Source organism: Ohtaekwangia sp., from assembly GCF_036568665.1.
Classification (GTDB): Bacteria; Bacteroidota; Bacteroidia; order Cytophagales; family Cyclobacteriaceae; genus Ohtaekwangia.
In genome coordinates this window covers 18970-30266 of the sequence record NZ_DATCSD010000257.1, presented here as the reverse complement: position 1 = coordinate 30266, position 11297 = coordinate 18970, and the positions used below count along the sequence as shown (strand labels likewise).

Annotated in this window: 8 protein-coding genes; all 8 read left to right on the top strand. The window is 43.8% G+C overall.

From position 1 onward, the window contains the following. A partial coding sequence (locus tag VIN08_RS14230) for a group II truncated hemoglobin (RefSeq protein WP_331966320.1) occupies positions 1-417 on the top strand: 417 nt, incomplete at its 5' end. Between the two features lie 54 nt (positions 418-471). Continuing rightward, on the top strand, positions 472-1572 hold the full coding sequence (locus tag VIN08_RS14225; protein WP_331966317.1) for a DUF695 domain-containing protein: 1101 nt from the start codon (positions 472-474) through the stop codon (positions 1570-1572). A 55-nt stretch (positions 1573-1627) separates the two neighbouring features. After that, positions 1628-2758, top strand: coding sequence for a hypothetical protein (locus tag VIN08_RS14220; protein ID WP_331966314.1), 1131 nt, complete (start codon positions 1628-1630; stop codon positions 2756-2758). Between the two features lie 250 nt (positions 2759-3008). Next, the gene (locus VIN08_RS14215) at positions 3009-3734 is read left to right on the top strand and encodes a hypothetical protein (RefSeq protein WP_331966311.1); all 726 of its coding nucleotides are present in this window, start codon (positions 3009-3011) and stop codon (positions 3732-3734) included. Further along, positions 3731-6490: a TonB-dependent receptor gene (locus VIN08_RS14210; RefSeq protein ID WP_331966308.1), complete on the top strand. Its 2760-nt coding sequence runs from the start codon at positions 3731-3733 to the stop codon at positions 6488-6490. Before VIN08_RS14215 ends, VIN08_RS14210 begins: the two co-directional genes overlap by 4 nt. A gap of 6 nt (positions 6491-6496) precedes the next feature. Continuing rightward, positions 6497-7642 carry a DUF4249 domain-containing protein gene (locus VIN08_RS14205; protein WP_331966305.1) on the top strand — a complete coding sequence of 382 codons (1146 nt, stop codon included), beginning with the start codon at positions 6497-6499 and terminating at the stop codon, positions 7640-7642. Then, positions 7639-8829, top strand: coding sequence for a DUF4249 domain-containing protein (locus tag VIN08_RS14200; RefSeq protein WP_331966302.1), 1191 nt, complete (start codon positions 7639-7641; stop codon positions 8827-8829). The genes VIN08_RS14205 and VIN08_RS14200 overlap by 4 nt, the downstream gene beginning before the upstream one ends. After that, entirely contained in the window at positions 8826-11237 is a 2412-nt protein-coding gene (locus VIN08_RS14195; RefSeq protein WP_331966300.1) for a hypothetical protein, read from the top strand. Before VIN08_RS14200 ends, VIN08_RS14195 begins: the two co-directional genes overlap by 4 nt. Positions 11238-11297: the final 60 nt, after the last annotated feature.

Below are 11297 nucleotides of genomic sequence, written 5' to 3'. Positions count from 1 at the left end.
AAGAATTTTTACGACAAGGTTTTGAAAGACGATCTGCTCAGTCCTGTGTTTAAAGATATGTCGCCCGAACATGTAAAGCATGTTGCGCATTTTGTTGCAGAAGTTTTTGGTGGGGAGAAATTATATACAACAGAAGATGGCGGCAGTCATGCACACATGATCGGCAAACATATTGGCAAGATGCTTACCGAAGAGAAACGCCAACGATGGATGCAACTATTATTAAAAACTGCTGATGAGACCGGACTAAAAAGTGATCCGGAATTTCGCTCTGCTTTTGTTGGTTATATTGAATGGGGAACACGCATAGCCGTTATTAATTCTCAGTTAACCGAAAACACTATGGATACCCGTGAGCCAATGCCCTCATGGGGCTGGGGAGAAACAGGCGGCCCCTATCTTCCCGGAAATAATTAGAATATATATACTTCTTATAAGACCCCAATCGTTTTAATTAATATACTATCAATCATGGGCCTCCTCAAAAATCTATTCGGAAAGAAAGAAGAACCTATTGCATCGTATGCCGACTTCTGGAACTGGTTTCAGAAAAACGAAAAGGGCCTGCGCAAAGCCGTAAAAACCGGAAATAATATTGAAACAGATTTCTTTGAGGTATTGGCTCCTAAGCTGGACGAATTGCGAGAAGGATTTCAATTTGTTACGGGCATGGAAGATGACGATACCGTAAGACTCATATTTACGGCTGATGGTGTAATTAAAAATATAGTCTTTGTAGAAGAACTGGTTGAAGCTGCACCACCATTGGATGGCTGGATATTTATAGCACATAAGCCTGAGCGGGATCTGCTCAATATAAAAATCGTAATGGAGGAATATGAATTTAGGGAAGACAACCTCCATTTCTTTTCGAATGATCATGATGATTTGCCGGATGAGATCGATATAACGGTTGTGCATGATGACTATACAGAAGAGAATAAAGAAGCGATAGAACATGGCATTAACCTGTTTCTGGATAATTACCTGGGCGAACTGAATTTTGCTACAATCATCGACAATATAAGTGTGGTGAGTAAAGACGAAGCCACGAAAGAACTAGTTTCGATCGAAAAGCTGAAGAGTTTTTTAATCTGGCGCCAGAAAGAATTTATTGAGAAGTATGACAGCACTCAACACAATTCTGAGAACGATGATTTTGCCGGCTTGGAAGCAACGAAAGACGATAAGCCTTTGCTGGCTGTTATCAATACAACGCTGTTGGATTGGGATCGAAAAGCTTCTCATCCGTGGATAACGATCATCGAGATAAAGTATGATGGCACCGATAATGATGGAATGCCCGATGAAGAAACGTACGCCTTGCTGGATGAGATCGAGAATAAGATTGTGAGCGAATTATCAGAAGCGGAAGGACACTTAAATATAGGAAGAGAAACATGCGACAATACACAGGAAATATACTTTGCATGCAAAGACTTTCGGAAACCTTCACTTGTGCTACCTGAATTGTTGCACCAGTATAGCGACAAATTTGAATTGGACTTTACGATCTACAAAGACAAGTACTGGCAATCATTCAGTCGTTTTTCGAATATTGAATTAGAATAGATTTCTATTTTGATAGCAGTTACAAGAACCAATTACCCCCATACCCATGCTCGATATGAAAAAGTTTTTTCTTCTGATAGTGGTTGGATTAACAGCCTTCTCTTCATTAGCACAGGATGCATCGTGCTGGACTGTATTACTCCTGAAGAAGGGTAAGGAATTAAAAATGCGCGATGAGATGTCGAACGTGAATGACAACGGTTTTTACCTATACCGAAATTGCATTTACGACATTTCTCTTCCTACTAACAAAAGATATAACGGACGCCTGATCGATATAGTGCAGGATACGTTGATATTTACCACACACTTCAATGCCCGTGTGGCCAACCGTATCGGGCAGACGTTCGATACGATAAAGATACACTATACTTCGTTGGAGAAATTATCGTTGATAGCAGACCGGTCAATAGGAATATTTACTCACCTGTCACTGGATCGCTACGATTTTATTTTCAGGCAAGACACAGCGCATTGTTGTTTACCGGCTATAACAGCTCCTGTATATGAAGGCGACACGGTGAAACATGAACTCGTTCCATTCCTTACGCAGCAGGGGCTCAACTGGCTATACGAAGAAGATGGAAAGACGTACTACTATATGGGAATTTCGCCCAAGCCTGTTGCCAAAAAGATCGACTCAGTTTACCGAAAGCAGGCTATTGCCCTTATTCCGCTTATTAACACAAAGCTAGACGAGATCAACGCACTGGCTATCGGCCTGGATGCGGAGCCTTCCAACTATAAGGATTCGCTGCTGGTAAAGGGCGTCTGCATCGAAACATTATCGCTTGGGTTTGTCTTTCCTATCCTTGGCAGTTTTTTAACCAGAGACTCAATCTTATTCGCTCGTCCGCCTGAACCAACCACGGTGAGAATAAAGGGAGTAAATATAAATGCCTTCGGTTCTGTTGGCGACACAGAAATATCAGGAGTATACCTGGGAGGTGTGGCTACGATCGTAACGAGCCTGAACGGTTTTTCATTTTCAGGCCTGCATACTATATCCCACAGGTTCAAAGGGGTTTGTATCTCGGTGCTCAGAAACCAATCCAAAAAAGGCAAGGGATTTCAGTTGGCATTATTCAATTCCTGTAAAGATTTCCGAGGTATACAGATTGGCCTCTGGAATAAAAATCAGGCGAGGTCATTACCCTTTATCAACTGGAATCTTCGAAAGAGCTGATCCATACCCTGCCTCTCACCCCGTCACCAGCATGTGCATGTAGCTATGCTCGTGCACCCATATTTTTTTAGAGTTCTCCTGTTAGACGTTATCCATAGTTGGATGGACGTATATGGCAAAATCATCGACATACGGGTGTATTCGATCACCAGCCATCATTCATCCGGGTTTATACTTCTCCATTTTTTATTTTAATGGTTAGCTAAATATTGATGGAAAGCTATATTTTGTAATAGAAACCAAAACCTTTGTGAGATCAATCATTACCCGCCTGCCGTGGGCCTTTGTTTTACTTGCTTCCGGAGCAATGGCACAAAGCTATAGGAGCGACACGGCCTTTATAGCGGCAGCATCTGCCAACGCTGTTAAACATTATCACGAAGCCATCAAAGGGCAGTCGCAGCTTTACAACGGGGGCGACTATGCAGAATACAAGACGCTGGAGGAAGAGCATCCTTACTTTGGCTCCAACGACTGGGTATTTGGTTCGGTACATTACGATGGGTATCTGTATGAACAGGTGCCGCTCCTATACGATCTGCAAACCGACCAGGTGCTCACCGAATCCTTCTCGCGCAGCAGCACCATGAAGCTGATCAAGGAACGCGTAAAATACTTTACTATTCCCGGACACAAGTTTGTAAGTCAGCCCGACAGCTCATTACACCATGGCTTCTATGAATTACTGTATGATGGCCGAACAAAGGTATATGCGCGCCATATAAAAGTATTGCAGGAAACGATCAATCAGCAGGTGATCGTTCATGATTTCGAAGAGAAAACCCGCTACTATATTTATAAAGACGGGGCATACTTTCATGTACGCAGCAAGAGTTCGATCCAGGACGTATTCGCAGATCAAAAGCGCGACCTCAATCAACTTATGAGCAAAAACAAGATCCGGTTTCGCAGAAACCGCGAACAGTATATTGTACGCATGGCAGAATTTTACGACCGTATCCCGACCAAACCATGATTAGAAATTTACCTACTCTTCTTATTCTTTTCACGTTGCAGCTGGCAACACCGGCATGGGCCCAACGGTCGTCTACACGCATTACGGCCGATTTCTCTGCTGCGCGTTTTGATCGGGTGGTTGCTGCTATTGAAGAACAGACTATATATCATTTATCCTTTAACCCTGCATGGACCGACAGCCTGTCCGTTACATTATCTGTTTCCAATGAAGAAGTTGCTTCGGTGCTGGATAAAATATTTACGAATACCGATCTGCACTATAGTATATATGAGGGTACAATCTACATCACCCGCGAGCGACAGATATCAACAGAGCTTCCGCCTGATTACTTCGGCCCCGGTAACATTACAACCAAGCCTGCCGCAGCATTCGACTATACGGACTTTGAGCAGCGCGAGAAAAAAATAAAACTGGCAGAAGAGAAACTATATACCATAGGTACCAAGACCGACAACCTGCAAGGTAAAGCTACGCTGGCAGGTACAATTCGCGATACAAAATCAGGAGAGCCGGTTATAGGAGCATCGGTATATGTAGAGAACCCGATGATTGGTGCTTCTACCGATCAGTTCGGTCATTACTCTCTCACGCTTCCAAAAGGCCAGCATATACTTAAACTAAAAAGTGTAGGCATGAAGAACACGCATCGGCAGATCATGCTATACAACAACGGAAGACTCGATATTGAAATTGAAGAAGACATAACGCCTTTGAAAGAAGTAGTGGTGGAAGCCGATCGCGATGCCCGGGTAACGGGTATGCAGATGGGCATGGAGAAACTGGATATCAAAACCATGAAGCAAATGCCGCTGGCGTTAGGCGAAACAGATATTATGAAAGTAGTGCTCACCTTACCAGGAGTGCAAACCGTAGGCGAAGGCACCACCGGGCTAAACGTACGAGGCGGTGCTACCAATCAAAACCTGATCCTGTATAACGATGCTACGGTATATAATCCTTCGCACTTGTTTGGTTTCTTCTCTACGTTCAATCCGGATGTACTCAAAAATGTAGAGCTATATAAGAGTGGCATCAACGCAGAGTATGGCGGGCGATTGTCGTCTGTACTAGATGTACATACACGCGAAGGTAATTTGAAAAAGATTTCCGGCTCCGGAGGTATAAGCCCTATAACAGGAAGATTCACGTTGGAAGGTCCGATCATCAAAGACAAAACATCATTCCTGATTGGCGCACGCTCTACGTACTCTGACTGGATTCTTGACAGGGTTAAGACAAAAGAGTTGAAGAACAGTAATGCTTCTTTCTACGACCTGAACGCGAGCATTACACACAAGGTAAATGACGACAACAGCATTTACCTCTCGGGGTATATGAGTAAAGACCATTTCAAACTTAACTCTGATACTGCTTACCGTTATAGCGATCGCAATGCTTCCATCAAGTGGAAACATGTCTTTAATACAAAACTATATGGTGTGCTTACCGGCACCTATAGTAAATATGAGTATATGGTTACCAGCAGCTCCAACCCGGTAAATGCTTTCCAGATGAATTTTTCCATCAAGCAGCTTGGTGCCAAGGCCGACTTTAATTATTACCCCAGTGCCAAGCATACTATTACGGCCGGAGCAAGTTTTATACACTATGGATTATCGCCCGGCAATTATCAGCCGTATGGTTCTCAATCATTGGTAGTACCCAATACCTTACAAAATGAACAAGGGCGAGAAGGCGCTATATATATAGGGGAGAACTTTGAAGTAACACCGAATCTATCGGTATATGCAGGTCTTCGTTATTCTTATTACCAGAGTCTTGGGCCGCGTGAAGTATACCAGTATGCACCCGGTGTACCACGCAAAGAATCCACTATACAAGACACCGTACAATATCAGTCAGGCCCTATAGCAACCTATCACGGAGCGGAGCCAAGATTCTCAGCCCGCTATCTGTTAACGGATAATACATCATTGAAATTTAGCTATAACCGGATGCGCCAGTATATACAGATGCTTTCCAACACAACAGTCATTGCTCCTACCGATATCTGGAAATTGAGTGATACGTATATACCTCCGCAGATCGGTGATCAGTGGTCGCTGGGATTTTACAAAAACCTGCTGGGCAATATGATCGAAACATCGGTGGAAGCCTACTATAAAAAAATGCACAATGCCATTGACTATAAAGATGGTGCTTCATTGCTGATGAACCACCATATCGAAACCGATGTGCTCAAAGGACAGGGAAAAGCATACGGTGTAGAATTTATGGTGAAGAAAGCTACTGGTAAATTAAACGGTTGGGTAAGCTATACATACTCCCGCTCACTGCTTAAAACTGCGGGGCCAACTTCTACCGAAACTATAAATCGCGGAGTATATTATCCGAGCAGTTACGATAAACCTCATGCTGTGAACTTTATTGGTAACTACAAATTCAGTCGCAGGTTTAATGTCTCGCTCAACGTAGTCTATAGCACCGGTCGCCCGATAACTTTGCCAATTGCCAAATACGACCTCGGAGGAACCATGCGTATCTACTACTCCGACCGCAATGCATATCGTATACCGGATTATTTCCGCACAGATCTGTCGATCAACGTAGAGGGTAATCATAAGATAAAAAAGCTGGCGCACAGTTCATGGACGTTTGCAGTGTATAATCTTACGGGCAGACAGAATGCTTACTCGGTATACTTTGTATCGGAAGGCGGCAGAATCAATGGCTATAAAATGTCAGTATTTGCCAGACCTATACCTACGATCACCTATAATTTTAAATTCTAGAAGATCATGAAGGGACTGTACAAATATTCTTTTCCGGTACTTATCTGCGGAGGTCTTCTAACCACCTGTGTAGAGCCGTATGCACCGCCTGCCGTGGAAACTCCCGCCAGCTACCTGGTGGTAGATGGCTATATAAACAGTACAGATGCAAGCGCTATAGTAAAATTATCGCGATCTATTCCGCTGGCGTCTACAGAAACTCCTCCTGCCGAGTTGAATGCAACGGTAAGCATTGAAGACGACAAAGGGAACAAAACATTACTAACCGGAGATAAGAACGGGAAATATACCGGCAGCGATATTATTATAAACAGCACCAGCCTATATCGACTGCGGATAAAAACCATTGACAACAAGGAGTATATCTCTGACTATATTACGTTGAAAGAGACTCCTCCCATCGATGAACTTACCTGGACACCGAAAAAAGATGGAATAGATATTACGGTAAGCACTCATGACGATTCGGGGAACTCCCGCTACTATCAGTGGGACTACGATGAGACATGGGAATATACAGCTGTGTATTATTCCGGCTATATATTTACCAATAATATTCTTGTATTGCGTCCCTATAATCAAAGTATATATCGTTGCTGGCGCACTACATCATCGCATGAGATTAACATTGCATCTTCCGATCAGCTTCAGCAGGATGTTATCAGCAACCACCTGGTCACCTACATCCCGGTTGGATCACAAAAGCTTTTTATAAAATACAGCATCCTGCTGCGGCAGCGGGCGATTACACGCGAAGCATATAATTACTGGGAACAACTGGAAAAAACAACGGAGAGCCTGGGCGGTCTGTTTGATCCGCAACCCGGTAAAGTAGCCGGCAATATTTACAACACAGCCGATGCGGACGAACCTGTACTGGGCTACTTCAGCGGAGGTACTGTGCAATCACAACGCTTCTTTCTGAGTGCAAATGATCTTCCAAACGAACTGCGGAGATTCCAGGGAACCGATGGTTGTAATCTGGATACTATTCTGGTGAAAGACATTAAGAATTATAACCCGCAATACAGTGAAGCGGTGGGCGAAGTTACTGAAGGGATAATTATACTGGGATACATATTAACTACCAGGTCCTGTGCCGACTGTCGCACACAGGGCGGAACAACCACACAACCTGATTTTTGGCAATGAAAAGTACTCTTACTTTATCGATACACCATATATACCCGAACCGGTATATACTCTATCAATATACTCTTCTCATTATTATATGCACAACTTTACTCACGGCTTGCGTTGAACCTTACGCCCCGCCTGCTATTGAAAGCACCAACAGCTACCTTGTAATAGATGGCTACATTAACAGCAGCGATGGAAGTGCTACCGTAAAGTTATCGCGATCGGTTTCTTTGTCTTCCACAGATACGCCTCCCGCTGAGTTGAATGCTACTGCGAGTATTGAAGACGACAAAGGAAACACAACGCTACTCACAGGAGATAATACCGGAAAATATACCGGGGGCGGGATTCCTATAAACAGCACCAGTCTGTACCGGCTGCGGATAAAAACTTCCAATAACAAGGAATATCTTTCGGACTATATCACCTTGAAAGATACTCCTCCTATTGATGAACTTACATGGGCACCAGGAAAAGATGGAGTAAATATTACGGTAAGCACCCATGACGATTCGGGTAACTCTCGCTATTACCGGTGGGACTATGATGAAACGTGGGAGTACACAGCCGTATACTTATCGGGCTTTATCTTTAAAAACGACAGCCTGATACCTCGTCCGTACGACCAGTATATATATCGTTGCTGGCGCACTACTACATCGCACGACATTAACATTGCGTCATCTGATCAACTTGCACAGGACATTATTGACGACAAACTGATCACACACATTCCGGTCGGTTCGCAAAAGCTGTTCATCAAATATAGTATGCTGCTCCGGCAGAGGGCGCTTACCCGCGAAGCGTATAATTACTGGGAGCAACTAGAAAAAACAACGGAGAGCCTGGGCGGCCTTTTTGATCCGCAACCGGGTAAAGTAGCCGGCAATATTTATAACACTGCCGATCTCGATGAGCCTGTTCTGGGCTATTTCAGCGGAGGCACGGTGCAATCACAACGTTTCTTTTTGAGTTCGAATGATCTGCCCAACGAGCTACGCAGGTTTCAGGGTATGGAGGGCTGCATGGCCGATACTGTTCTGATGAAGGATATCAAAAATTACAGTCCTCTATATAGCGAAGCAATAGGTGAAGCTACGCAAGGCCCGGTTGTTATCGGGTATATATTCACTTCAAAGTCCTGTGCCGATTGCCGTGTGCAGGGAGGCACGACTACCAAACCCGATTTCTGGCAATGAAAAATATCAACATGCGATCGTTATATAATTCATATCGCTATATACTATTCTGCCTGATGTATTGCATCAGTTATTCTACGGTATATGCGCAGCAACCCGCTGGTGTAGATAGTCTCCGGAAAAAATTCAAGAACTTTCGTGAGCAGGCATTTCAGGAGAAAGTGTACCTGCACAACGATCGCTCCGGTTATCTGACGGGCGAAACCATGTGGTTTAAACTATATCTTACGGATGGAAGTTTTCACAAACCATCGTCTATGAGTGACGTAGTATATGTGGAGATACTGGATAAGGCCAAACAACCTGTGCTGCAAACGAAGGTTGGTATGACGGATGGTAAAGGAAATGGTTCGCTCTTTCTGCCGGCAACATTATCGTCCGGTAACTATATCATCCGTGCCTATACGAATTGGATGAAGAACTTTAGCGCTGATTTTTACTTCCATAAAAGCATCAGCATCATCAATTCATTCAGAACAAATGAACCTGATGCCAAACAAGCCGCGCTTCCTCCCGATGCACAGTTTTTTCCGGAGGGTGGAAGTTTAGTAAGTGGTATTAAAAGTAAAATTGCTTTTCGGGTAATCAATGCTGAAGGAAAAGGTATAGCCTTTACCGGTGCGCTGATCAATCAACACAACGATACCCTTACACGCTTTAAGCCTTTAAAGTTTGGCATGGGACATTTTGAATTCACACCACAGAGCGGACAAACCTATCGCGCGGTTATTCATGAATCAACCGGCAAAACTACATTCGCTAAATTTCCAAATGTATCAGAAGAAGGTTATACGCTTTCAGTGACTGATTCATTATCGGATGCTATCGATATACATGTATATGGTGCGGGCAACTCACCGGTATATCTTTTTGTACATGCACGGCAGATCATGGCGCATGCTTCTGTAAAATATCTGCAGCAAGGTAAAGTTACATTTACCATACAGAAAAGTGATCTGCCAGAGGGTATCAACCACCTTACTGTTTTTGATACAAATATGAAGCCGGTAGCCGAACGGTTGTATTTCAAAAAGCCGGAGAATTTATTGCGTCTCGACATCCATACCGATCAGCAACAGTATACCAATCGCAGAAGAGTAAAGCTGGATATACAAACCAGTGTTGCCACAGCAGCCAAATCTTCCGATGTATCGGTGTCAGTATATAAACTGGATTCATTGTCGGAAAACAACACGTCCGGTATAGCAGAATATTTCTGGTTCAGTTCTGATCTGAAAGGAAATATTGAATCACCCGAATATTATAATTCCAAAGACGCTCTGGTAAATGAAGCCATCGATAACCTGATGTTGACTCATGGCTGGAGAAGATTTGCATGGAGTGATGTATTAAACAATCATAAACCTGCTATAGAATTTTTACCGGAATATCGCGGCCATATAGTTAAAGGTATAGTTCGCGGTCCGGATGGAGCACCCGCCAATTGGATTATGACGTACCTTGCATCGCCCAGTAAAATTACCCGTCTCTATGGATCGTTCAGCAATAAAAAGGGCGAAGTGTTTTACGAGATGCAGAAATTTACCGGCTCTGCCAACATCATTTTGCAAACCAACTATAAACAGGATAGTCTCTATCGCGTTGAGATCATCAGTCCATTCTCCTCTGCATTTGCATCTGTTCCGCTGGCACCTTTTCAACTTTCACCCGCTCGTGGCAAAGAATTACTCGATCGTAGTGTAGCGATGCAGGTGCAGGATATATACTATCGCGAGCAGTTGGATAAGATCAGTCGCCCGGAAACAGACAGCTCTGCATTCTTCGGTCCGCCAGATGAAAAATATTTACTCGATGCATTCACACGATTCCCGGTAATGGAAGAAGTCATGCGCGAATATGTACCGGGCGTTATGGTACGAAAGCGAAGAGATGGATTTCATTTCATGGTAATCGATGCTGTACGCCACGCTATATTTGACGAGACTCCGCTCATTATGCTGGATGGTGTACCGATCTTTGATGAAGACGAGATCATGTCGTTCAGTCCGCTTAAAATCAGAAAGCTCGAAGTGATCAAAAAGCGTTATTACCTGGGGCCGTTGAGCTTTCCGGGTATTGTAAGCTATACTTCCTATACCGGGGACTTGAACGGATTTCAACTCAATCCAAAAAGTATACGCATGAACTACGATGGTTTGCAAACACAACGGGAGTTCTATACGCCACGCTACGAAACACAACAACAACGCCAAACGCGTATGCCCGACCAGCGCACATTGTTATACTGGAATCCGTCCGTTACCACAGGTGTTGATGGAAAGCAACAACTCGAGTTTTATACTTCCGATCAGGCCGGAGATTTTCAGGTAGTAGTAGAGGGCATGACCAACGATGGCTCCGTAGGAAGCGGCCGCCAAACCTTCTCAGTGCTGCAGCATAATAACTAGCGTTATCAGTTATCAGTTAACCGTTATTCGTTATCCGCTAATTACATAACGAATAACAAT